The following is a 23,270-nucleotide window of genomic DNA, read 5'->3' as shown; positions in this document are numbered from 1 at the left end:
TCAGCGCGCGGCGGCCGCCACCGCCGCGCAGAAGCGCTCCGCGTCCCGCTCCACCTCCGTCAGGGGCGCGAGCACCTCGCCCTCGGCGACCTCCTGCACCGCCGCCCGCAGCCGGCGCCCGGCCGATCGCGCCCGTCGTCGGGCACGCAGGGCGACCAGCGGCCGGCAGACCAGCGCCAGCAGCAGCCCGGCGAGCAGACCACCGCCCACCAGCAGCGTCGGCAGCGGGAAGCCCTCGACGCGCGGCAGCGGCACGACGTCGTCCAGCTGGAAGAAGCCGAGGACGACGAGGGCCAGCAGCCACAGCGCGCCGACCAGGGCGACGACCACGAGCAGCCACTGCAGCCCACCGGCCGCGCGCTGCCACAGCGGCACCCGGTCGGGGCCGTGGTCGACGCCGGCGACCGCCTGGTCGAGCGCGTCGGTCAGCCGGTGCTCGCCGTCCTCGGCGGTGCGCCGGAGCTCGTCCCGCCAGGCCGGGGCCAGGCCGTCGCCCAGGTCCTCGCGGACCTCCCGCACCGCGGTGGCGACCCGCGCCGCCTCGACCGCCCCGGCGGCCGGCAGCGACGTCCGGCCCCCGCCCAGGTGCAGCCGCTCGAGCGGGTCCGCGCGGAGCTTCCGGGTCCAGCGCAGCAGCGGCCAGCCCGTGCGCCCGGTGCCCTCGCGGTAGGTGGAGCGCTCGACCGCCGCGATCACCGTGGGCACGCCGGCCGCGACGGCCAGCGCGTCGGTCAGCTCCTCGGCTCCCGGTCGCCCCCCGCGCCCCGGCGCCGCGTCCCCCTCGGGGCAGTGCGCCGCCAGCGCGGCGGCGCCGGCCCGCACGTCGGCGACCAGCCGCTCGGTGGCGGCCCGGCGGGCGGACACCCGGCGGGCCAGCTGGCCGCGCAGCTCGGACAGCCCCTGGCCGGTGCGCCCCGACACGGCCAGCAGCGGCGTCTCCGCCAGCCCCTCGCGGTCCAGCAGTCCCCGCAGGTCGGCGAGGCAGGCCCGCGCGGCCGGTTCGTCGAGGCGGTCGACCTGGTTGAGGACGACGAGCAGCACGCCCGCGTGCGTGGCCAGCGGGGCGAGGTAGCGCTCGTGCACCGCGGCGTCGGCGTACTTCTGCGGGTCCAGCACCCAGACGAGGACGTCGACCAGCCCGACCAGCCGGTCGACCTCCAGCCGGTGCTCCAGGCGCACGCTGTCGTGGTCGGGGAGGTCGAGCAGGACCAGTCCGTCCAGGGCGGGCTCGGGCGCGTGCCGGTGGCGGCGGGGCACCTCCAGCCAGTCGAGCAGCCGGTCGGCGCCGTCGTCGGCCGTGCCCCACACCGTGGCGTGCGCGACCCCGGTGGTCGGGCGGCGGACGCCGGGCGTGCTCACCTCGCTGCCGGACAGGGCGTTGAACAGGGTGGACTTGCCGCTGCCCGTCGCTCCGGCGAGGGCGACGACGGTGGCGTCGCCCAGGGCCTCCCGCGCTCCCGCCTTGGCCAGGACCGCCCGCGCCCGGGCCAGCTCGGGCACCTCCAGGCGGCCGTCGGCGACCTCGATCGCCTCCCGCAGCGCCGTCAGCCGGTCGGTCAGCGACCGCTCCGCCCGCTTCACGCGGCGCGCCGCGCGTCCGCCAGGGCCGCGACGGCGGCGCGCAGCCCGCCGGCGGTGGTCTCGTCCGGGGCGGCGTCGTCGACCCGGTCGTCGAAGCGGTCCTGCTCGTAGCGCAGCAGGGCGTCGGAGCGCTCGCGCAGGTCCTCGCGGGCGCGCTCGGCCAGGGCACGGACGGCCGCGTCGCCGAACACCGCCTCCAGCACCCGCTGGCCGACGGCCGTCGTGCCGCCGGCGACAGCCACCTCGCCGCCGGTCAGCCCTCCGGTCTGGGCGAAGACGGCGACCATCACCACGGCCCCGGTGCCGTTGACGCCCCAGGACAGCAGCCGGGCCCGGGAGCGCTTGTCCGCTCCCTGGTCGCGCACGAGGTCGAGCACCGTGCCCTGCCAGTCCCGCACCTGGGCGGCGGCGGCCTCGGGGAAGTCGGGGGAGACGCGGGCCAGGTCGCGCTCCTGGCCGGCCAGGAGCGCCGGCCCACCCGGCAGCGCGCGCCAGGCGGTCACCGTGCGCTCGGCGGCGCGGTCGGCCTCGGCGCGCAGCAGGCCCTCGACGCTGCTCTCCAGCGCACCGGCCAGGCCCTCGGCGGGGGCGGGACGGCCGGAGAGCGCGGCGGTCACCCGGTCGCGCAGCCGCCCGACCCGGTCCTGGAGCGTGCGCATCCACTCCCCCGTGCCGACGAACTCCTGCCAGCGCGTCAGCACCTCGCCGCGCAGCAGGCTGCCGCTGCGCACGCCCTCGTCCACGCCGTCGCGCGCCGAGTCGTAGGCCGCGGCGGCGGCGGCGCGCAGCGCTCCGGCCGCTCCCACCTGCTCGTCCACGGCCGCGACGACGACGCCCGTCCGCTGCTCCAGGCTGCCCAGCGCGCCGACCAGCGTCTGGCGCACGACCGCGGCCCGCTCCTCCTGGTCGGCGGCGAGGGCGTGCAGCCAGGTCCGCAGCGGACCCACCTGCGCCTCGGGCAGCAGGCCGTCGGCCAGCGGGCCCTCCTCCACCACGAAGAGCCGGGTCCCGGGCAGGCCGGCCCGCTCCAGCATCCCGCCGAGGTCCGCGGCGATCTCGCCGGCCGCCTCCGGTGGCACCCGGTCCAGGACGACGGCCAGCGCCGTCCCCCGTTCCTGCGCCGTGCGCAGCAGGTCCCACGGGACGGCGTCGGCGTAGCGGGCCGCCGTCGTCACGAAGACCCAGAGGTCGGCCGCCGCCAGGAGCTGGGCGGCCAGGTCGCGGTTCGTGGCGACCACCGAGTCGACGTCCGGGGCGTCGAGCAGGGCGAGGCCTGCGGGTACGTCGTCCCGGACGACGAGCTGCACCGTGCCCGCTCCCCCGTCGCCGCCGGTCACCCGGGCCAGGCCCGGCAGCACCCGGTCGCCGGAGAAGCTGGCCGCGTCGGTGCGCGAGCACACGAGGACCGGGGCGCGGGTGGTGGGCCGGAGCACGCCGGCCGTGGTGACCGGGGTGCCGATCAGGCTGTTCACCAGCGTGGACTTGCCCGCGCCGGTGGACCCGCCGACGACGGTCAGCAGGGGCGCGTCGAGGTCGCGCAGCCGCGGGAGGAGGTAGTCGTCGATCTGGTCGACGACGCCCCGCGCCGCGCGGACGGCGTCGTCGCGGGCCGGGGTCGCGAGCAGCAGCGGCGCGGCGGCCAACCGGTCCCGCAGGTCGGTCAGTGCCTCGGGCAGGCGCGGCGGTGAGGTCACGCTCCCTGCACTGCCCCGCGAGGACCGCCGTTACCCGCTCAGTCGGACAGGCGGGCCCGCTCCTCGCGCAGCGCCTGGAACACGCGGCGGCGGAGGCGGTCCTGGTCCTTCTCCTCGATGTGCAGGAACGTGATGCTCAGCGTCCAGCGCGAGCCGCGGCTCTGCAGGCGGACCACCTCGCCCGAGGCCCGCACCGGACCGTCGTCCATCCCGATGACGAGCGAGAGGCGGGTGCCCGCCTCCGGGGCCAGCCCGAACCCCTCGAAGACGGCCCGGATGCCCCCTTCGCTGAGGTCCATGGTCTCGCCGGTCAGCTCCACGCCCGCGACGTCGGCCGTGACCGGGACGGCGATGCGCCCCCGGACCGCGTCCCGGCGCTGGCTGTGCTCGGACGGGCCGGTGATCGTGAGCCGCCAGCGGACGACGGGCTCGCTCTCGAAGTCCAGCACCTCGGCCGGGACGGCGCGGTGACCGTCGGCGGTCCGCCAGTACACCTCGACCTGGTCGCCCGTGCCGACCACCGGTCCGACGAAGTCGCCGGCCGAGGGGCGCACCGAGATGACACCGTCGTGGACGACCTCCACGCGCGCCGAGACCGAGACGTTCGCAGCGGTCAGCCTGATGTCCACCTCGCTCTGCTCAGCGGGGTGGTCGACGTCCGGAACGCTGCTCATGGGTCCTCTCCGATCGGTGCTCGGGCCGACGGCCGACCTGCCGCCGCCCCGCCCGCGCTGGGAAACCGTAACCGCCCCCTCCTGGCGGCCGCTGCCCCGGCACGGCGACGCGCCGGGCGCGACACCCCGGGCGCGACACCCCGAGAGGGGCCGGTGGGGCCAGGCCTCCGCGGGGTAGCCGGGTCAGCCGTTGCGGCGGGCGGTGAACCCGGCGACGAAGTCGCGCAGGCTGCGGGTCGGCCGCAGCCAGGCGCCGTCCGCGGGCAGCGCGTCGAGACGCACCCGGTCCAGCGGCTCGGTGAACGCGCCCGGCACGTCCTCGATGTCGATGAACTCGAGCAGGTCCGAGCCGATGGCATAGCCCGCGACCTCGCTGAACGCCACGACGACGACCTGCGTGCCCTGACGGGCGAGGTCCTCCAGCGGCTCGGCGAAGTTGCGCCCGTCACCGGAGAAGACCAGCAGCTTGCGCAGCCGGTGGCTGTGCGCCCGGACCGCGATGTGGTCGAGCATGTCCTGGTCGATGTCGTCGTCCGGCTGGCTCTTCGGACGCGCGAACACCGAGTACCCGAAGCCGCGCAGCGCCTCGACCCAGCGCTGCAGCGAACCGGGCTGCGGGGGGATGTTGGCGAAGACGCAGGCCTCGACGTCGGGTGCTCCCGGCGCCCCCGGATCACCGGCGCCCTCGACGAACCAGGCCGCGATCGCGTCGAAGCGCGGACGGGAGGCCGCCGTCGGGCGCGCGCCGATCACGGTCGACAGGGTCATGTCGATGTTGGGGGCGTCCCAGATCAGCAGGTCCAGCGCGGGGCGGGCCCGGCCGTCGTCGACGGCGGTGAGCTCGTCGGGAGCGCCGTCGAGGGTCTCGGGGGTGTCCAGCACGGGCCCAGTCTGCCGGTCGCCGTCCGCGGGCGGGAGCACGGGCGGCTCGGCGGGCCGGGGCGGGCCGACGGGTGAGGTCGCCCGCCGCACGCGACGACGGACGTTCACCCTCGGGCGGGGACGGCCCGGCCGGAGGCCGCCAGCGCGCAGACGTCGCCCCCGGCCTGCTGGACCTCGCGCACCCAGGGGAGCAGCCGCTCGGCCGGCATCGGGTGGCCGAGCAGCCACCCCTGCGCGAGATCGCAGCCCGCGGCGCGCACCATCCGCAGGTGCTGCGGGGTCTCGATACCCTCCGCGACCGATCGGATGCCCAGCGTGCGGGTGAGGCCCACGATGGCGCCGAGCACGGCACCGGTGTCCGCCGCCGCGACCCGCTCGGCGGCGGCCAGGAGGGAGCGGTCGATCTTCAGCGTGCCGATGGGCAGCGCGAACAGCTGCGCCAGCGACGACCAGCCGGTGCCGAAGTCGTCGATGGCCACGCGCACGCCGAAGCTGCGCAGCACCGACAGCTGGTCCTCGGCCCGCGTGGGGTCCTCGGCGACGCTGGTCTCGGTCAGCTCGAGCACGAGCTGGTCGGCGGGCAGCCCTGACTGCTGGAGGGCCACCCGCACGTCCCGGACCAGCGTCTCGGCGGAGAAGTGCCGGGCGCTCACGTTCACCGACATGCGCAGCCGCAGCCCCTGGGCGGCCCACTCGGCGGCCTTGCGGGTCGTCTCGCGCAGCAGCCACCGCGTGATCGGGATGATCTGGCCGGTCTCCTCGGCGACGGACAGGAAGGTGTCCGGCGGCAGCAGCCCGCGCTCCGGGTGCTGCCAGCGCACCAGCGCCTCCACGCCGTCGATCTGGCCGGTGTCCAGCCGCACGACCGGCTGGTAGTGCACCACCAGCTGGTCGATCGCGTCACCGCGCAGGCGGGTGGCCACCTCCAGCCGCCAGCGGGCGGCCTCGCGCAGGGACGGGGAGAACAGGTGCACCCGGTCCCGCCCGGAGCTCTTGGCGGCGAACATCGCCGCGTCCGCGTCGCTCAGCAGGTGGTGGGCGTCGCGGACCTCGGGCCGCGCGACCGCGACGCCGATGCTCGCGCTGAGCGGCACGGTGATCTCCCCGACGCGGAACGGCAGGGCGAACACCGTCTGCAGCCGGAACGCCAGCGCCGCTGCCTCGGAGGCGTCGCAGCCGTGGGCCAGGACGACGAACTGGTCGCCGCCGAGCCGGGCCACGGTGTCCCCCGGCCGGATCTCCTCGGAGAGGCGGCCGGCCACCAGGCGCAGCAGCTCGTCACCGATCTCGTGGCCCAGCGAGTCGTTGACGGTCTTGAAGCCGTCGAGATCGAGCATGAGCAGCGCGCCGTCGGTCCGGTCGGCCGCGGCCAGCGCCTCGCCGGTCAGCTCGAGCAGCCGTGCGCGGTTGGGCAGGCCGGTCAGGTCGTCGTGCCGGACCTTCCACTCCAGCTCCTCCCGCGCCCGCACCTGCTCGGTGACGTCCAGGTGGGTGATCACCACCCGCCCCTCGACGTCGACGCGGGTGGCGTGCAGGTGGAACCAGCCCGTGCCCGCGAGCATCTGGCAGGAGTAGTCCCACCGGAAGGTGCCGTCACCACCGGGCTCGTTCCTCGCCAGCAGCCGCTCCAGCCCCGCGACCAGCTCCGCGTGGGTCGCGCTGTCCAGCCCGCGCGACATGACCATCAGGTAGTCCTCGCCCAGCCGGCTCGGCAGGACCTGGTTCGGCAGCGCCGCGGCGTTGCTGGTCCACGCCCGGTTCGTGGAGAGGATCCGTCCGTCGGAATCCACCAGGACGGTGGGGTGGGGGAGCGCCTCCAGCACGGCGGTCAGCTGACGGACCTGCGCGTCCCGTTCCTCGTCGCTGCGCCGGCGGACGTCGATATCGCGGAAGAGGACCGCAGCGCCCCCGGAGTCGGGGAACACCCGCACCTCGAACCAGCGGCTGCTGGGCTCGTAGAAGAACTGGAACTCCCGGGGCCGACCGTCGGCGAGCACCTGCCGGTACTGGTCCTCGGCGAGGGAGTCGCGCAACGCCGGGAAGGCGTCGACCGCGGACCGGCCCAGGAGCTCCTCGGCCTGCTTGCCCAGCAGCTGCTCCGCGGCGGCGTTCAGGTAGGCGAACCGTCCCCGCACGTCCAGGCGGTACACCGCGTCGGGAACGTTGCCCAGGGGGTCGGGCCGGCCCTCCGGGGGCCGGTCGTCACCTGGTCGCACGCTGCCCGCTCTCGTCACTGATCCGGCCCGCGCCTGCGGACTCCGGGCACGAGCCGCCTCCGCCGATCGGCGGGCAGCACGTGAACCACTCCTGAGAGTAGTAGCCGCGACCGTCGTCAGGGCGCGACGACGCCAGCCCGGTCGACGATCCCGGCGACGGCGGTGCCCCCCGGCAGGGTGCCGAGGACGCTCCCGGCCTCCCCGCCCAGGCGAGAGGCGCAGAACGTGTCGGCGACGGCTGCCGGCGCGTACCGCAGCAGCAGCGACCCCTGCAGGCAGAGCGCCAGCTGCCCGGCGATCCGGCGGGCGCGGAACGGCAGCCCGTCGCGGTCGCCGAGCTCGGCCGACAGGTTCTTCACGGCGTCGTCGAACCGCCGGTCGGCACCCCGGGCCAGCTCGAGCTCCGCGACGACCGCGGCCAGCGACTCCTCCGAGCGCTCCAGGGCGCGCAGCACGTCCAGGGCGATGACGTTGCCCGATCCCTCCCAGATGGAGTTCAGCGGCGCCTGCCGGTAGAGCCGTGGCAGCCCGGAGTCCTCGACGTAGCCGTTGCCCCCGAGCACCTCCATCGCCTCGGCGACGACGCCTGGGGTGCGCTTGCAGACCCAGTACTTCGCCGCCGCCCCCGCCAGGCGCAGGAACGCGGACTCGCCCTGGTCCACCGCGGCGGCCAGCCGGATCGCCAGCGCGGTGGCCGCCTCGCTCTCCACGGCGAGGTCGGCCAGCACGTTCTGCATGAGCGGCTGGTCGACCAGCCGGGCGCCGAAGGCGGACCGGTGGCGGGCGTGGTGGATCGCCTGGGTCAGCGCCGCGCGGACCGTCGCGGCCGAGCCGAGCACGCAGTCCAGCCGGGTCATGTTGACCATCTCGATGATCGCCGGGACACCGCGGCCCGGCTCCCCCACCAGCCAACCGGTCGTGCCCTCGAACTCCACCTCGCTGCTGGCGTTGGAGCGGTCGCCGAGCTTGTCCTTGAGACGTTGCACGTGGAACACGTTGCGGCTGCCGTCCGGCAGCACCCGGGGCACGGCGAAGCAGGACACGCCCTCGTCCAGCTGGGCCAGCACCAGGAACAGGTCGCTCATCGGCGCGCTGGTGAACCACTTGTGGCCGGTCAGGGCGTAGCTGCCGTCCGGCCGGGCGACGGCCCGCGTGGCGTTGGCGCGCACGTCGGAGCCGCCCTGCTTCTCCGTCATGCCCATGCCGGCGATCAGCCCGGCCTTGCCGGTGGGCTCGCGCAGGCCGAACTCGTACCGGCGTGCCGTGAGGCCGGGCTCGTAGCAGGCGGCGAGCTCGGGGGCGCGGCGCAGGGCCGGGACGACGGCGTAGGTCATCGTCACCGGGCAGCCGTGGCCCATCTCGACCTGCGTCCACCCGAGGTAGCCCACGGCCCGGCGCACGTGGGCGTGCGCGTCCTCGCTCGCCCAGGGCGCGCCGGCCAGCCCGTGCTCGACGGCGCTGCGCATCAGCTCGTGCCACACCGGGTGGAACTCCACCTCGTCGATGCGGTGCCCGTAGCGGTCGTGGGTGCGCAGCCGGGGCGGGTTCTCGTTGGCCAGCCGGCCCCACTCCTGCGCCTGCTCGCTGCCGGCCAGGCGGCCGAGCTCGGCGAGCGACCCGAGGGTGGCGGCGTCGGCGTGCCGCACGCAGGCCTCGGAGAGCGCGGCGTCGCCGGCGATCGAGTCGTGCCCGACCAGCGGGGGGACCTGGTTGGTGACCTCGTGGGTGGCGGTCATGAGCGCACCGTACTGGCTGGGCCCGGGACCTCCTGGGAACGTCGCGATCCACCGTCGACAGCCGCCGTCGGGCCGATTCGGTCACTCTGTGCAATCCCCCGATCAGGTTGTTGCGAGTGACACGCACCACACGAACGGGTGGCGCCCCACCTACTTCCGTGCCGGACGGAACGGTTCCTACCGTCCGCCCCATGTCGCCCACCGTCGAGCCGGGAAGCGGCCCGCGGCCGTCCTCGGCCCGTCGGCCGTGGTGGCGGCAGGTGCTGACCAGCTGCGTGCTCGGTGCCGGCGTCTACGTCGGGATGGCGGCCGTCGCCGACCTCTCGGCGCGCGCGGACGAGGCCCCGGCGACGGTGGAGAGCAGCACGTCCGACTCCTCGGGGAGCGCCCCGCAGTCGTCCTCGTCCAGCCAGGCGACGTCGTCCACGTCGTCCACCACCACGACACCGGGCACGACGTCCACCTCGTCCAGCGACAGCGCGTCGTCGTCCACGACGACGACCACTTCCTCGGAATCCGGCACGTCGACGGCGTCGACCACGTCGAGGTCGACGGCGACGTCCACGGCCTCGACCGACGGCGCATACGGGACCGCCGCGGGCAGCGCGGGGGACACCTCTGGCGCAGCAACCACCACCACGACGACCACGACCAGCACCGCCGGCGACACCACCACCACGACGACGACGACGAGCACCACCGGCGACGCCACCACGACGACCACGCACTCCGTGGCCACGGACGGCACCCCGGCCGACCAGCAGCCGACGACCCCGGCCTGTGTCGAGGGCGCCTCCTCGCCGGGCACCGCGTGCGGGCCGCTGCCGGCCGGCACGGCCACCGCGGTCGGACCGACTCCCTCCGCCGCCGACTGCGGCCCGGTCACGACGACCGCCTCGGTGCGCGACACCGGGCACGTCGGCAGCACGGTCGCCCGTCCCACCACCTCCCCGCTGGCCCTGGCCACGGCGACGCCGATGGCCACGGTGGAGCCGGCGGCGGGAGCGAGCCCGGCAGGGACGCCGCTCAGCCCGCCCGCACCGCTCCCCCTGCACATCCCCTCGGCGACCGCCCTCAGCGGCGCCACGGGCTGCGGCGCCCAGAGCGCCGGTCAGGGCGTCCCGCGCACCGGCGCAGCGGCGGCGACCGCCGTCCTGGGCGCGTCGTGGGGCATGCCCACCGAATCGAGCAGCAACGAGCGCACGGCGCCGGTGGCGGGGTCGACCGCCACGACGGCGACCGACCCCGCCACCCGGCCGGACTGACGCGCCGCCTACGCGGCTCGCGCTGTCCCCAGGTGTGCCACGGGGGGCACATCACCGACCAAGTGCAGCCGCCCCGCTCGTTTTCCCAACCCATTCACTCGCGCGTCATGTCCTACCCGTTCAGGGCGCGCACACCCACGAAGGACACGCAGAAAATGAGACGATCCGTACGCAACGGCCTCGCCGTTGCAGGAATGGCCGGAGGAATGATCTTCCTCGGCCAAGCGGTGGCAAGCGCCTCCGACGGCGGTGACGCGAGCGTCGCCGGCAGCAACAACGCCGCGAGCGGCAACAGCGCCGAGTACAGCGCCCAGTCCGGCAACAGCAACGAGTCCACCACCACCGGCGGGGGCGGCGGCAGCACCGGTAGCGGCGGGGGCGGCGGGGGCGGCGGCAACGCCACCTCCGACGTGACCCAGGACAGCACGGCGAAGAACGACGTCGACAACGACGCGAAGTCGGGCAACACCACGGCCACCGGCGGCACGTCCTACGTCCTCGTCATCGCCGGCAACGGCAACTCGGTCGACAGCTCGAGCGGGAACGGCGGTGGCCACGCCTCGCAGACCGTCCACAACGAGGTCGGCGTCGCTTCCCAGGGCGGCTCCGCGTCCGTCAGCGGTAGCAACAACGCCTCGGCGGGCAACGGCGCCTCCTACAACGCCGAATCCGGTAACAGCAACGAGTCCACCACCACCGGCGGAGCCGGCGGCGGGCGCGGCGACGGCGGCGACGCCGACGACGACGTCGACCAGGACAGCAAGGCCCGGAACGACGTCGACAACAGGGCGAAGTCCGGCAACACCACCGCCACCGGCGGCAGCTCGCTCGTCACGGTCCTCGCCGGCAACGGCAACGAGGTCGACGCCGAGAGCGGGGACGACCGGTACAAGGACGGCAAGGGCCACAAGGGCCACGACGGCGACGTCAAGGCCTCGCAGCACATCCACAACGAGGTCGACATCACCTCGCGCGGCGGCCACGCCGCCGTCCGGGACAGCAACAACGCCTCGGCCGGCAACGGCGCCCACTACGACGCCGAGTCCTACAACGACAACGACGCCGTCACCCGAGGTGGTTCGGGCGGCAAGAAGGGCGGCGGCGGCGACGCCGACTCGGAGGTCGACCAGGACAGCTCAGCCAGGAACGACGTGGACAACGACGCCAAGACGGGCAACGTCCGAGCCGAAGGCGGCGATTCGATCATCAAGGTGATCGTGGGCAACGACAACACGCTCACCTGCACCTCCGAGAAGGGCGACGTCGACTGCGAGCAGCACATCACCAACATCGTCAACATCATCTCGATCGCCGGTGGCGCTGACGTGACCTGCTCCAACAACGCCTCGGCCGGTGGCCACGGCTGGTCCTGCTACCCGACGCCTGTCCAGAAGCCGGCCGACAAGCCGGCTGCCCAGCCCGTGCACCACGCCGCTCCGGCTCCGGTGCACGCCGTGAAGGCCGCTCCGGCCGCCTACAAGGCGCCGACGCACAAGGCCTCCGCGGCCCAGCCGGCGAGCCAGCTCGCCTACACCGGTTCCGACGTCTCCGCTCCGCTCACCCTGGGCCTCCTCGCCCTCGGTCTGGGTGCCGCGCTGACGCTGGCCGGTCGCCGTCGCTCCACCGCGACGGTCTGATCCACCGGTCCGCCGCCCGGACCATCTCGGGGCGGCGGACCGGGCTCCACCTCACGACGCCGCCTGCCGGGCGCCCCCCGGCAGGCGGCGTCGACCCCATCGAGCACGACCCAGGGACGACCCGGAGGTGATCTGCGGTGACCAGCGCACTGGACCCCGGTGTCTCACGGGGAGCGACCCCCGACGCCGACAACCCTCCCCCGCGCCGGGACCTGGGTCGCACGTTCGTCCGCGGCACCGGGCAGACGCTGCTCACCATCGGCCTGGTCGCGCTGCTCTTCGTCGTCTACCAGCTGTGGGTCACCGACCTGCTCGCCGCCCGGGCCCAGGACCAGCTCAGCGAGGAGGTCCAGGACCGATGGGCCGGCTCGCCCACGGTGACCTCCCCTTCCGCTCCCGCGGACCCCGCCGCACCCGCGCCGCACACCCCCGCGACCATCGACGTCGGTGTCGGTGACCCCTTCGCGATCCTGCACATCCCCCGGCTGGGCGAGGACTACGCCCGCGTCGTCGTCGAGGGCGCCTCGGAGGTCCAGCTCGAGCAGGGGCCGGGCCACTACATCGGGACCGCGATGCCGGGGGAGCAGGGGAACTTCGCCGTGGCCGGTCACCGCGTCGGCCGTGGCTCGCCCTTCCTCCACCTGGACCGGATGCTGCCGGGCGACCCGATCGTCGTCGAGACCGCCGACTCCTGGTTCGTCTACCGCGTGCTCGGCGATCCGGCCACGGGCAGCTTCGGCGGCGACCCCACCGGCATCCCGGGCCGGGAGATCGTCCGGCCGTCACAGGTGTCGGTCATCGCGCCGACACCCGGCGGGCCGGACGGCGGATCCCCCACCGACGCGTTCCTCACCCTGACCACCTGCCACCCGAAGTACTCCGCCGAGCAGCGGCTGATCATCCACGCCCGGCTCGACGGCGCACCGGTGAGCAAGGCGACCGCACCCGACGGCCCGCCGGCGCTGCTCGGCTGACCCGGCCCGCTCAGCGCACCAGCCGCTGCAGCGCCCAGAGCGCCAGCGGCGCGTAGCCGAGCACCAGCGGCGCCGGACCGGTGGTCCGCAGGCCGGTGGTCGTGCCGCCGCCCGGGCCGGCGACGACCCAGTGGTGCAGCCGCATCCGCAGCGGGCCGACGGCGACCGTCCACGACCACGAGCGGGCCGCGGGATCGACCGCCTCGATGGTGAACGGCAGCGGGACGCCCAGGCCGCGCACCCGGCCGCGGGCGCCGGCGGTGAGCTCGCGCTGCGGGCACTCGACGCCGGTGATCTGCGGCGCCCAGTCCGGCCAGCGGTCGAGCAGGCGGTAGCGCTCCCAGACCTCCGCCGGGGGCAGCGACCCGGTCGCGTGCAGCGTGGTCGTCGTCATGCCGGGGGGCCACCGACCAGCAGCTCGCGGAGCAGGTGCATCGCCATCGTGACCGACCGTTCCCGCACCGCCGTCCGGGAGCCCTGCAGCCGCAGGGCCCGCTCCCGCACGCCGTCCGGGCCGACCACGCAGACGTGCACGGTGCCCACCGGCTTGCCGCTGCTGCCGCCACCCGGGCCGGCCACCCCCGTGATGCCCACCCCGACGTCCGCCCCGAACCGCGACCGGGCGCCGTCGGCCAGCGCCCGGGCCACCTCCGCGCTGACCGCCCCGTGCTCGGCGAGCAGCTCCGCGGGCACGCCCAGCAGCTGCTGCTTCGCGGCGTTCGCATAGGCGGTCACGCCGCCCAGGACGTACGTCGAGGAGCCGGGGCGCTCCACGAGCCGGGCCGAGAGGAGCCCGCCGGTGCACGACTCCCCGGTCGCGATCGTGAGCCCTCGGTCGCCGAGCGCCTGCGCGACCAGCTCGTCGAGCGTGGGGCCGGTGGAGAAGACGGTGTCCCGGTACCGGTCGGTGACGACGCCGGCGAAGCGGTCGTAGGCCGTCTCGGCATCGGGGGAGAACCGGGTGACGATCTCCAGCTCGCCCTCGCGCAGGCAGGTGGTGATCTCCAGGCCCGCCAGCCCCGGTTCGACCTCGCGGAGGGTGGACGCGAGCTGCGCCTCGAGGGTTCCCCACAGCCGCAGCGTCCGCTGGTGCAGCTCCGTCGTCCCCTCGAGCAGCGCGCGCACCGCCGGGGCGGCCACGGCCGCGGGCCACATGCCCTGCAGCTCCCCCGGCGGGCCGGGCAGCACCACGACCGGGGGACCCTCCGTGCCGTCGGCCGGCGGGACGACGAGGCCCGGTGCGGTGCCCACCGGCTCCAGCACCGTCGCGCCGTCGGGCACCGTCGCCTGCTTGCGCACGCCGGCGGCGGTGGCCTCCGGGTCCGCCCGCCAGCCCCGGCGGGCCATCAGCCGCTCGACGACCGCGGCGACCCGCTGCTCGAGCGCGGGGTCCACCGCCGTCGGACGGCCCTGGAAGTCGGCGACCACCTGCGCGGTGAGGTCATCGGCGGTCGGGCCCAGGCCGCCGGAGGTGATCAGCAGATCGGTGCCCAGGCCGGCGAGGAAGGCCAGCGTCGCGCGCAGGTCGTCGGGCCGGTCACCGACCACGACGACGTGGCCGACGTCGATCCCGAGCCGGCGCAGCTGCTCGGCCAGCCAGGGCCCGTTGCGGTCGGCCACCCGGCCGGTGAGCACCTCGGTGCCCGTGACGACGATGCCGGCGCGCGTGACCACGCAGCCGACCCTAGGGCCGCCGCACCGGGCCGGCAGGTCCGGACACCGCCACCCGATCGGGGCGTCCCGCTGCTCCGGCGGGCCCCCGCCGATAGCGTGCGGGAGGAAAACGCACCGACCGGCGATCTGCCGGAGCCGCGAGGAGGCACCGATGAGCACGCCGTCCGACCAGCAGTCCCCCGACCTGGGTACCGCTCCGCGCTCCCCCAGCACGCAGGAGATCCCGGTGGTGACGCCGGCCCCGGCCGGCGCCACCTCGGTGCAGCAGCTCCCGCCGCCGTCGGCCCCGGTGCCGCCGCCCGCCCCCGCCGAAGCCCCCGCGCCCGCGCCCGCGCCCGCGCAGCCCACCGGTCCGGTGGACTTCGTCCCCGGGCTGCCCGGTCTCGGCACGCCGCCGCCCCCGCCGCCCCCGCCGCCCCCGCCGCCCGCGGCGTCGTGGCCGCAGACCCTGGAGAGCGACACCGCCGGCCCGACCGTGGCGCCGAAGAAGGTGCGAGCGCCGCGCGACCGGTCGCTGCTCGTGGCGGCGGGACTGGTCGTGCTCTCGCTGGTCCTCCTCCAGCTGGGCCTGGCCCTCGACTTCGGCACCACTTCGTTCTGGTCAGCCGTCCCGCTGTGGTCGGCCTTCGCCACGCTGTGCGTGGTGCTGGGTCTGGCCGCGGTCGCCGACCTGGTCCCCGGCGCGCGCCGCCTGGGGCGTGCGGGGTGGACCCTCGCGGCCGCCGGGCTGGTGGGGCTGGCTGTGTTCTGGGTGCTGGTCGTGCTCCCCAACGCCGACAGCGACCGCGGCTTCCTGCTCACCGCGGCACTGGGTGCCCTCGGCGGCGCCCTCTGGCTCACCGCCGGACGCCGCTCCGCCTGACGTCGCGACCGGGGGTCAGTCGTCCTCGCCCCGGCCCTTGCCCTTGCCCTTGTCGTTCCCGTTCCCGTTGCCGCGCCCGTCGCTCGCACGGTCGTCGTCCCCGTCGTCCCCGTCGTCCTCGCCGTCGTCGTCCCCGGCCGGGGCGGGTGCGGGTGCGGGTGCGGGTGCAGGCGCGGGGGCAGGCGCGGGGGCGGGGCTGACGACCTCCACCACCGGCGCCGGCGCCGGCGCCGGCGCCGGCGCGGGAGCCGGCGGCACAGGGGCCGGAGGGGCGACCGCGTAGGTGAGCGTGACGACCGTTCCCGGCGCCAGCGCACCCACCGGTCCGACGGCGACCACCTGCCCGGCCGGCGCATCGGCCGTCTCCCGGGCCTCCCGCCGCACGCCGAGGCCGCGGTCGGTGAGCTCGGCCTCCACCTGGTCGACCGGTCGGCCGACGAGCTCGTCGCTGCGGACCTCGACCGACTCGGGCACCGCCGCCTCGGCCACGGGCACGGCGGGCGCGGCGCCCCACACCTGCAGCGCCGCGATACCCAGCCCGGCACCGACCACCAGCGCCGCGACCGGGGCCAGCACCCGCCGGTGCAGCGGCCGCGGACCCACGCCGGCCGCCGTGAAGGGGCGGGTGTCGCGGGCGAGGGGGACCGGTGACAGGGGGCGCCCGGAGCGCACGTCGTCCACGGCGTCCCGGAACGCGGCGCCGTCGGAGAAGCGCTCGGCGGGGTCCTTGAGGAGGGCCCGGTCCACGAGGATGCGGACCTGCTCGGGCACGTCGCCCGGGAGCGGCGCCGGCACCTCGCGGAGCTGGCGCAGCGCGATCTGCACGGAGTTCTCGCCGTCGAAGGCGCGGTGCCCGGCCAGGCACTCGTAGCCGATCATGCCCAGCGCGTAGACGTCGCTGGCCGGACCTGCCTTCTCCCCGGCCGCCTGCTCCGGCGAGAGGTAGTGCGCGGTGCCCACGACCTGGCCGGTCTGGGTCAACGGGGCGCTGCCGGCCGACCAGGCGATGCCGAAGTCGGTGATCTTGACGGTGCCGTCGGTGGCGACCAGCAGGTTGCCGGGCTTCACGTCCCGGTGGACGAGCCCCGCCGCGTGCGCGGCGGCCAGCCCGGACGCCGCCTGGCACAGCACGTCGAGGGTGCGGTCGGGGCCCAGCCGGCCCTCGCGGGTCAGCAGCTGGGCCAGCGACTCGCCCTCGACCAGCTCCATGACGAGGTAGGCCAGGTGCTCGCCGTCGTCGGCCGACGTCTCCCCGTAGTCGAACAGCGCCGCGATGTTGCGGTGCGCGAGCGCGGCGGTGTGCTGCGCCTCGGCCCGGAAGCGGGCCAGGAACGTGGCGTCGCCGGTGTACTCGCTGCGCAGCACCTTCACCGCCACCGGGCGGCGGAGCAGGGTGTCCCGTCCCCGCCAGACCTGCCCCATCCCGCCGGTGGCCAGCAACGAGAGGAGCTCGTAGCGGCCGCCCAGCAGCGAGGCGCCGGCCGGGTGGGGCCTCCCGGTCACGCGGCCGGGGACGGCGTGGTGGTGGCGGCAGGGGAGGCCGTCGTCGGGGAGGCGGACGACGGCGAGGCCGTCTGCTCCGGCTCGGTCGGCTCCGGGGCCTGGGTCGTGGGGGTGGCGGCGAGCGTGGGCGTCGGCGCCGACTCCTCCGTCGTGGGGGCCGCGGGCTCGGCCTCCTCGACGACGGGCTCCTGGGTGGCCGGCGCCACCGGACCTGGGTCGACGGCGGCACCGGTCTGGGCCGAGCCGGGGTTCGAGCTGCGTCGCTCCGCCGCGGCGGCGTAGTACACGACCACCTCGTCGCCGGCCCGGAGCTGCCGGCCGGCCGGCTCGACGCCGGTGACCCGGTCGGGCACGACGTCGTCGCGCGCCTCGGCCCGCACCGTGACGGTGAGGCCGAGCGCGGTGAGCCGGTCGGTGACCTCACCGACCGGGCGGCCGACGTAGTCGTCCTCGTCCAGCACGAAGCTGCCGCTGATCGGCTGCTCGGCGGCCGAGGCGGTGGTCGCGGGGGTCTCCTGGGTGAGCGAGTGCAGCACCGCCGCGGTGATCCCCGCGCCGGCGAGCAGACCGAGCAGCGGGAGCAGGACGACGGTGAGCCGGTTGCGGCGGCGCGCCGCGGGGGGCCGGGTGAACCCGGGCTCGGTCCGGGATCCGCCCGGACGGGACGACGCCGACCGGCGGCGCTCCCCGGGAGCGGAGACGGGTAGGGGGCCGGCGACGGCAGCGGCCGTGACCGTGCCCTCGGCCGGAGCGATCTCGCGGCCTGCCTCGACGTCGGCGATCGCAGCCACGAACGCGGCGCCGTCGGGGATGCGCGCCGACGGGTTCTTGAGCAGAGCCCGCCCGATCAGGGTGCGGACGCCCGGCGGCAGCTCGTCCGGCAACGGCTCGGGCTCCTGCTGCACCTGCTTGAGGGCGATGGTCACCGCGTTGTCGCCCTCGAACGCCGGACGACCGGTGAGGCACTCGTAGCCGATCAGGCCGAGCGCGTAGACGTCGCTGGCCGGGCTGGCGTGCCGTCCCTCCGCCTGCTCCGGCGAGAGGTACTGCGGGGTGCCGATGACCTGCCCGGTGCGGGTGAGCGCGACGCTGCGGGCCGACCAGGCGATGCCGAAGTCGGTGATCTTCACGGTGCCGTCGGGCCGCACCAGGATGTTGCCGGGCTTCACGTCGCGGTGGACCATACCGACGCGGTGCGCCTCGGCCAGCGCGGACGCGGTCTGGCGGAGCAGCTCGAGCGTGGTGGGTGCGGGCAGCGCCCCCTCGCGGCGGAGCAGCGCCGACAGCGGCTCCCCCTCGACGAGCTCCATCACCAGGTAGGCGAGGGTCTCCCCCGACCCGTCCTGCGCGGTCTCCTCGCCGTAGTCGAAGACGGCGGCGATGTTCGGGTGGCTCAGGGCGGCGGCGTGCTGCGCCTCGGCCCGGAAGCGGGCGACGAAGGTCGGGTCACCGGTGTACTCGCTGCGCAGGACCTTGACGGCCACCGGCCGGTGCAGGGCGATGTCCAGACCTCGCCAGACCTGGCCCATTCCGCCAGCGGCGATCAGCTGGTGCAGCTCGTAGCGGTCCCCGAGGCACCGGCGCCCTGGTTCCACCACGGAGGTCACTCCTCGTCCCGAGCCCGCTCTCCAGGCCGATCGCCGTCCGGTGCCGTGCGGCGCCCCTCGGTTGCTGTCCAGTGAGCAGCCCCGTTACACATGGCTGCCCGCCCATGCTCCCCGACCGGGTGACGGGCTCCGGACCCGGTGCCCCTCCGCGGGCGGTCCTCCGGCGTGCCGGTCGCTCCCCGTGCTCGCGGGGACACGGCCCTCCGCCCGGAGACCACCCGTCCGCGTGACAGGGTGGGCGACCAGGCGGGACGGCGGCCGGCGCCGTCCTCCACCGGAGCCGGGAGGCGGGACCATGTCCGACACCGTGACGAGGGAGGACGCCGCCGGCGTCACCACGCTGACCCTGCAGCGTCCGGGTCTGACCCACGCCGCCCGCCGGGACCTGCTCGCCGCCGTCCAGGACGTGGCCGGGGACGACTCCGTGCGCGTGCTGCTGCTCACCGGGACCGGCCGGGCGTTCTGCGTCGGTCAGGACCTCGGCGAGCACCTCCAGGAGATGCAGAGCGGGGTCGAGGCGCCGCTCTCGGTCGTCGAGGAGGAGTACAACCCGCTGGTCCTGGCGCTGGCGGCGCTGCGGGTTCCGGTGGTCGTCGCGATCAACGGCGCGTGCGCCGGCGCGGGCCTCGGCATCGCGCTGGCAGGGGACATCCGGGTGGCGGCCGCCGGGGCGAAGTTCACCACCGCGTTCACCGGCATCGGGCTGTCCAGCGACTCCGCGCTCGCCGCGCGGCTGGTGCACAGCGTGGGCGGGTCGCGGGCGGCGGAGCTGCTGCTGTTCCCGGAGCCGTTCGTCGCGGAGAAGGCCGCGGAGTGGGGTCTGGTCCACCGCGTGGTCCCGGCCGAGGAGGTGCTCGGGGAGGCGCGGGCGCTCGCCGAGCGGCTGGCCGTCGGACCCACCGCTGCCTACCGCGCGGTGAAGACGGTGCTGGCGACGGCCGCGACCGACTCGCTGGAGGCGACGCTGGCGCTGGAGGCGCGGCTGCAGGCCGAGGTCGGGCAGAGCGCCGACCACCGCGAGGCCGTCGAGGCGTTCCTCGCCAAGCGCCCGCCGGTCTTCACCGGGCGCTGACCGGGCCCGGCGCGGGGCCGGGAAGGGTGCTCCTGCCGCCGGGGTGGGCCGGACCGACCCGGGGGCAGGGCGTCAGGGGCGCGTCAGGGCGCGAGGACGGCGCAGACCGGGCAGACGTCGGCGCCCGGGAGCGGCCACGCCTGCTCCGGGGTGACCCGGGCCAGCGAGCCGCAGACGGTGAGCTCGCAGGCGCCGTCGAGCTCGGCCGTCGGCCGGTGCAGCTCCACGGCGTGCCACAGCGCGGCCGTGGGGCCGTGTGCGCGACTGCGGGCGGCGGCGAAGACGGTCGTCTGCAGCATCATGCGGAAGACGTCGGCAGCACCCGGCGCCGCGGTTACGGGTCCGGCCGCCCGCCCCACCCGGAGGGGTGAGACGGCCGGAGGCGCCCGGGTGCAGGATGCGTCCATGGAGCTCACCAAGCACGGGCACGCCTGCGTCGTCCTCGCGGACGGGGACCGGCGCCTGGTCGTCGACCCGGGCGCCTTCACCGATCCGGCTGCGCTCGAGGGCGCCACCGCGGTGCTCGTGACGCACGAGCACCCGGACCACTTCGTCGCCGATCGGCTGCGGGCCGCGCTGGAGGCGACGCCGGGTCTGGCGGTGTGGACGAACAAGTCGGTGGCCGCGCAGCTGGAGGGCGCCGGCGACCGGGTGCACGTGGTCGGGCACGGCGACGTGGTCGACGTCGCGGGGTTCGAGGTCGCGGTGCACGGGGAGCTGCACGCCGAGATCCACCCGGAGATACCGCGGGTCGCCAACATCGGCTTCCTGGTCGATGGCCGGGTGTTCCACCCGGGCGACGCCTTCACCGTGCCCGAGGCACCGGTGGCCACGCTCCTGCTGCCGCTGCACGCGCCCTGGTCGCGGACCGCGGACGTCATCGACTACGTGCGGGAGGTCCGGGCCGAGCGGGCGTACCCGGTGCACGACGGCCTGCTCAACGACACCGGGCTGGGCGTCGTCGGCGGACTGCTGGGCGAGCGGGGTCCGGGGATCCCGACGCCGGTGCGCCGCCTGGCCCCCGGGGAGTCGGTCGAGGTCTGAGCCCGACCGGCTCCCCGGGGCCGGGGATCAGCGGACGGCGCCGCGCGAGCGACCGCCGGACAGGGACTCCGCGACACCGATCAGGAGCACCGCCGCGATCACCGCGATGATGAACCCGACGATGTTGAGCTCCCAGATGCTGGTGTTCCGGTTGAAGAGGTGGCCGATCATGCCGCCGATGACGGCACCGGCCACGCCGAGGAGCAGCGTGGCCAGGATGCTCAGCCGCTGCTTACCGGGCTTGATGAGCCGGGCGAGCGCGCCGATGATGAGGCCGACCACGATGAGGCCGAGGATCTGCACAGCGTTCTCCTTCTCTCGTCCGGCAACCGCCCCGTCCCGGCGGGACGCCGGGAACGGTTGCCGGTGCACGACGAGGCTCCGTACCCCCGGACAGCGCTCCTGAACGCGTGCGTCCCCCCAACGGGGGTCAGCCGGCCACCCGGGCCACGTGCGCGGGCACCTTCGCCAGCTCGGCGTCGACGGTCCGCTGGACCAGACGGCGCATCGCCCCGCGCTGGAGCCGGCGGACCACCCGCCCGCCCCCGGTCGGCTCGTGCGTGATCGTCATGGTCACCCGCGTGCCGCCGTCCTCGGAGGCCGCGAGCTCGATGCGCGTCGTCCACGTCTCGGGCGTGAGCCGCAGCCGGGTCGCGACCAGGCGGGTCGGCTCCCACTCGACGATCTCGCCCTGCGGCGCACCGGCGGCCGGCGACCCCTCGAGCCGGCCGGGCGAGCAGACGAACGTCGTGCCGATGCCCGGGGCGCCGGCACCGCCGTCGAGCACGTAGGAGACGTCGCAGACCGAGCAGTAGGGCTCCAGGACGGCCAGCGCCCGCCAGACCTCGGCGGGGGCCTGCGGCACCTCGCGGGTGCCGGTCGCGGTGGTCGTGGTCATCAGCGGCCGTTCACCGAGACCTCGAACTCCACCTGGCTGACGTCCGGGCGCAGCCGCGAGAAGCTGTGCAGCAGCGGCTCGCCGCCGGTGTCGCGGACGGTGGTCCGCACGACCAGCAGCGGCGAGCCGGCGACCACCTGCAGCAGCGTGGCCTCCTCGGGGGCCGCGGTGCCGACGTCGACGACGATCCGGGCGTGCGCCAGGTCGGCCTGGTACTCCCGTCGCAGGTAGGCGTAGAGCGAGCCCTCGCTGAAGTCCTCCTCGGCCGCGCGCGGGTAGCGATCGGCGGGGAGGTAGCTGTGCGCGACGTGGTTGGGCGCGCCGTCCACGCTGCGCAGCCGCTGCAGCTCGATGACGTCGGACGCCCCGTCGAGACCCAGCTCCGCCGCGACGGCCGCCGGGGCGGGGACGACCCGCTGGGCGAGGACCGTGGTGCCCACCTGGGCGCCGGTCTCGGTCATCACCGAGCTCCACCCGGCGATCCGGTGCACGAAGCTCTCCCGGTACTCGTGCCGGATGGCCGGGCGGGTCACGTAGGTGCCGCGCCCCTGCTCGCGGACCAGGTGCCCGTCGGCGACCAGGCCGTCGACGGCTCGGCGCAGGGTGATGCGGCTGACGCCGTACTCGGCGCAGAGCACCGGCTCGGGCGGGAGCAGCGTGAGCTCGGGGAGGGAGGCCACGCGGCGTCGGAGGTGCTCCCGGACCGACAGGTACTTCGGTCCGGGGACGGGGCTGACCACGGAGCAAAGGTACTGCGGAACCAGACGTCTGGTCGTCATGTCGTATGAGACGTTCCATCCACGCACGGATCGGCCCGCGCGTCGGACAGTCGTCTAGACGTCATGACGTATGGTGGCTGCTTCCGACCCGGAGGGAGGTCCGATGCGCATCGGAGTCCTCACCGGCGGGGGTGACTGCCCCGGCCTCAACGCCGTGATCCGGTCCGTCGTGCGGACCGCCGACCACCGCTACGGCAGCGAGGTGATCGGTTTCCGCGACGGCTGGCGCGGCCTCCTCGAGGACCGCACGACCCCGTTGGACGTCGGCCGCGTCGACGGGCTGCTCACCCGCGGCGGCACCGTGCTCGGGTCCGCGCGCGTCGCGCCCGAGCTGCTGCGCGACGGGGTCGAGCGGATGACGGCCGTGCTCGCCGCCCACGGCGTGGACGTGCTCATCCCGATCGGCGGGGAGGGCACGCTCACGGCGGCGCACGTGCTCTCCGAGGCCGGCGTCCCCGTGGTCGGCGTCCCGAAGACCATCGACAACGACATCGACTGCACCGACCTGACCTTCGGCTTCGACACCGCGGTCAGCATCGCCACCGAGATGATCGACCGGCTGCACACCACCGCCGAGTCCCACCAGCGCGTGCTCCTCGTGGAGGTCATGGGTCGGCACGCCGGCTGGATCGCGCTGCACGCCGGCCTGGCCGCCGGCGCCCACGTGACGCTGGTGCCCGAGGAGCCCTTCGACGTCGACGAGGTGTGCCGCCTGGTCACGGCCCGCTTCGAGCGCGGCGCCTCGCACGTCATCGGCGTCGTCGCCGAGGGCGCCACCCCCAAGCCGGGGACCATGTCCATCCGGGACGGCGGGATCGACGAGTTCGGCCACCGCCGGTTCACCGGCGTCGCCCAGCAGCTGGGCGAGGAGCTGGAGAGCCGCACCGGCAAGGAGGTGCGCACCACCGTGCTCGGGCACGTGCAGCGCGGCGGCACGCCCACGTCCTTCGACCGGGTGCTGGCCACGCGCTTCGGGCTGCACGCCGCGATCGCCGCCCACGAGGGCCGGTTCGGGGAGATGGTCGCCCTGCGCGGCACCGACATCGACCTGGTCCCGCTCGCCGACGCGGTGGCCCGGCTCAAGACGGTCACGCCCGCCCGGCTCGCCGAGACGGCGTCCTTCACCGGGTGAGCGCCCGGACCCTCGTGGGCGAATCGCCCGCTGGTCTGCG

The 23,270-nt window shown here is 75.6% G+C and carries 22 protein-coding genes; 7 read left to right on the top strand and 15 right to left on the bottom strand.

Translation table 11 applies throughout. The annotated features are described in order from the left end of the window. From DQ244_RS08665 to DQ244_RS08635, 7 genes are all read right to left on the bottom strand, one after another. A complete protein-coding gene (locus DQ244_RS08665; RefSeq protein ID WP_113811050.1) occupies window positions 1–1,581 on the bottom strand; it encodes a GTPase in 1,581 nt (526 codons plus the stop codon). After that, window positions 1,578–3,275 (bottom strand): GTPase domain-containing protein, encoded by a 1,698-nt coding sequence (locus tag DQ244_RS08660; protein ID WP_113811049.1) that lies wholly within the window; start codon window positions 3,273–3,275, stop codon window positions 1,578–1,580. Before DQ244_RS08660 ends, DQ244_RS08665 begins: the two co-directional genes overlap by 4 nt. Before the next feature lie 38 nt (window positions 3,276–3,313). Next, on the bottom strand, window positions 3,314–3,949 hold the full coding sequence (locus DQ244_RS08655; RefSeq protein ID WP_113811048.1) for a flagellar brake protein: 636 nt from the start codon (window positions 3,947–3,949) through the stop codon (window positions 3,314–3,316). Between the two features lie 183 nt (window positions 3,950–4,132). After that, window positions 4,133–4,831, bottom strand: coding sequence for an NYN domain-containing protein (locus DQ244_RS08650; RefSeq protein WP_233491272.1), 699 nt, complete (start codon window positions 4,829–4,831; stop codon window positions 4,133–4,135). Window positions 4,832–4,935: 104 nt separating this feature from the next. Next, on the bottom strand, window positions 4,936–7,047 hold the full coding sequence (locus DQ244_RS08645; RefSeq protein ID WP_199580297.1) for a bifunctional diguanylate cyclase/phosphodiesterase: 2,112 nt from the start codon (window positions 7,045–7,047) through the stop codon (window positions 4,936–4,938). A 116-nt stretch (window positions 7,048–7,163) separates the two neighbouring features. Further along, a complete protein-coding gene (locus tag DQ244_RS08640; protein WP_113811046.1) occupies window positions 7,164–8,783 on the bottom strand; it encodes an acyl-CoA dehydrogenase family protein in 1,620 nt (539 codons plus the stop codon). A gap of 292 nt (window positions 8,784–9,075) precedes the next feature. Continuing rightward, window positions 9,076–9,522, bottom strand: a complete 447-nt coding sequence (locus DQ244_RS08635) for a hypothetical protein (RefSeq protein ID WP_147251493.1) — start codon at window positions 9,520–9,522, stop codon at window positions 9,076–9,078. Between DQ244_RS08635 and DQ244_RS08630 the strand changes: the two genes are divergently transcribed. The 3 genes from DQ244_RS08630 to DQ244_RS08620 all read left to right on the top strand — a co-directional run bounded on the left by DQ244_RS08630 (window position 9,515) and on the right by DQ244_RS08620 (window position 12,659). Then, window positions 9,515–10,048 carry a hypothetical protein gene (locus DQ244_RS08630; protein ID WP_147251492.1) on the top strand — a complete coding sequence of 178 codons (534 nt, stop codon included), beginning with the start codon at window positions 9,515–9,517 and terminating at the stop codon, window positions 10,046–10,048. The genes DQ244_RS08635 and DQ244_RS08630 overlap by 8 nt on opposite strands. 227 nt (window positions 10,049–10,275) lie before the next feature. After that, window positions 10,276–11,685 (top strand): hypothetical protein, encoded by a 1,410-nt coding sequence (locus tag DQ244_RS08625; protein ID WP_147251491.1) that lies wholly within the window; start codon window positions 10,276–10,278, stop codon window positions 11,683–11,685. Window positions 11,686–11,822: 137 nt separating this feature from the next. Further along, window positions 11,823–12,659 carry a class E sortase gene (locus DQ244_RS08620; RefSeq protein ID WP_233491271.1) on the top strand — a complete coding sequence of 279 codons (837 nt, stop codon included), beginning with the start codon at window positions 11,823–11,825 and terminating at the stop codon, window positions 12,657–12,659. Window positions 12,660–12,669: 10 nt separating this feature from the next. On the opposite strand, the gene DQ244_RS08615 is transcribed toward DQ244_RS08620, so the two are convergent. Further along, window positions 12,670–13,053: an SRPBCC family protein gene (locus DQ244_RS08615; RefSeq protein WP_113811042.1), complete on the bottom strand. Its 384-nt coding sequence runs from the start codon at window positions 13,051–13,053 to the stop codon at window positions 12,670–12,672. Next, window positions 13,050–14,333, bottom strand: a complete 1,284-nt coding sequence (locus DQ244_RS08610) for a competence/damage-inducible protein A (protein ID WP_113811041.1) — start codon at window positions 14,331–14,333, stop codon at window positions 13,050–13,052. Before DQ244_RS08610 ends, DQ244_RS08615 begins: the two co-directional genes overlap by 4 nt. Window positions 14,334–14,484: 151 nt before the next feature. On the opposite strand from DQ244_RS08610, the gene DQ244_RS20145 reads away from it, so the two are divergent. Continuing rightward, window positions 14,485–15,195: a hypothetical protein gene (locus DQ244_RS20145; RefSeq protein ID WP_113811040.1), complete on the top strand. Its 711-nt coding sequence runs from the start codon at window positions 14,485–14,487 to the stop codon at window positions 15,193–15,195. Between the two features lie 15 nt (window positions 15,196–15,210). On the opposite strand, the gene DQ244_RS08600 is transcribed toward DQ244_RS20145, so the two are convergent. Both DQ244_RS08600 and DQ244_RS08595 read right to left on the bottom strand, forming a co-directional pair. Then, on the bottom strand, window positions 15,211–16,698 hold the full coding sequence (locus tag DQ244_RS08600; protein WP_233491270.1) for a protein kinase domain-containing protein: 1,488 nt from the start codon (window positions 16,696–16,698) through the stop codon (window positions 15,211–15,213). After that, entirely contained in the window at window positions 16,695–18,296 is a 1,602-nt protein-coding gene (locus tag DQ244_RS08595) for a serine/threonine protein kinase (protein WP_233491269.1), read from the bottom strand. Before DQ244_RS08595 ends, DQ244_RS08600 begins: the two co-directional genes overlap by 4 nt. 304 nt (window positions 18,297–18,600) lie before the next feature. Here DQ244_RS08595 and DQ244_RS08590 point away from each other — a divergent pair, with 304 nt between their 5' ends. Beyond that, window positions 18,601–19,377: an enoyl-CoA hydratase-related protein gene (locus tag DQ244_RS08590; RefSeq protein WP_113811038.1), complete on the top strand. Its 777-nt coding sequence runs from the start codon at window positions 18,601–18,603 to the stop codon at window positions 19,375–19,377. An 83-nt stretch (window positions 19,378–19,460) separates the two neighbouring features. Here DQ244_RS08590 and DQ244_RS08585 read toward each other — a convergent pair whose 3' ends face one another. Beyond that, window positions 19,461–19,679: a hypothetical protein gene (locus DQ244_RS08585; RefSeq protein WP_113811037.1), complete on the bottom strand. Its 219-nt coding sequence runs from the start codon at window positions 19,677–19,679 to the stop codon at window positions 19,461–19,463. 103 nt (window positions 19,680–19,782) lie between these two features. Here DQ244_RS08585 and DQ244_RS08580 point away from each other — a divergent pair, with 103 nt between their 5' ends. Then, window positions 19,783–20,421 carry an MBL fold metallo-hydrolase gene (locus tag DQ244_RS08580; RefSeq protein WP_113811036.1) on the top strand — a complete coding sequence of 213 codons (639 nt, stop codon included), beginning with the start codon at window positions 19,783–19,785 and terminating at the stop codon, window positions 20,419–20,421. A 27-nt stretch (window positions 20,422–20,448) separates the two neighbouring features. Here the strand turns inward: DQ244_RS08580 and DQ244_RS08575 are convergent, their stop codons facing one another. From DQ244_RS08575 to DQ244_RS08565, 3 genes are all read right to left on the bottom strand, one after another. Further along, on the bottom strand, window positions 20,449–20,724 hold the full coding sequence (locus tag DQ244_RS08575; RefSeq protein ID WP_199580296.1) for a GlsB/YeaQ/YmgE family stress response membrane protein: 276 nt from the start codon (window positions 20,722–20,724) through the stop codon (window positions 20,449–20,451). Window positions 20,725–20,851: 127 nt separating this feature from the next. Next, on the bottom strand, window positions 20,852–21,319 hold the full coding sequence (locus tag DQ244_RS08570) for an SRPBCC family protein (protein WP_113811035.1): 468 nt from the start codon (window positions 21,317–21,319) through the stop codon (window positions 20,852–20,854). Beyond that, window positions 21,319–22,059, bottom strand: coding sequence for a GntR family transcriptional regulator (locus tag DQ244_RS08565; RefSeq protein ID WP_233491268.1), 741 nt, complete (start codon window positions 22,057–22,059; stop codon window positions 21,319–21,321). The genes DQ244_RS08570 and DQ244_RS08565 overlap by 1 nt, the downstream gene beginning before the upstream one ends. Before the next feature lie 142 nt (window positions 22,060–22,201). On the opposite strand from DQ244_RS08565, the gene DQ244_RS08560 reads away from it, so the two are divergent. Further along, window positions 22,202–23,230 carry an ATP-dependent 6-phosphofructokinase gene (locus DQ244_RS08560; RefSeq protein WP_113811033.1) on the top strand — a complete coding sequence of 343 codons (1,029 nt, stop codon included), beginning with the start codon at window positions 22,202–22,204 and terminating at the stop codon, window positions 23,228–23,230. The last annotated feature ends 40 nt before the right edge of the window (window positions 23,231–23,270 follow it).

Origin of the sequence: Blastococcus sp. TBT05-19 (assembly GCF_003319095.1) — a bacterium.
Lineage (GTDB): Bacteria > Actinomycetota > Actinomycetes > Mycobacteriales > Geodermatophilaceae > Blastococcus.
The sequence above is the reverse complement of the archived record's forward strand: the minus strand, read 5'-3'. Positions and strand labels throughout refer to the sequence as shown.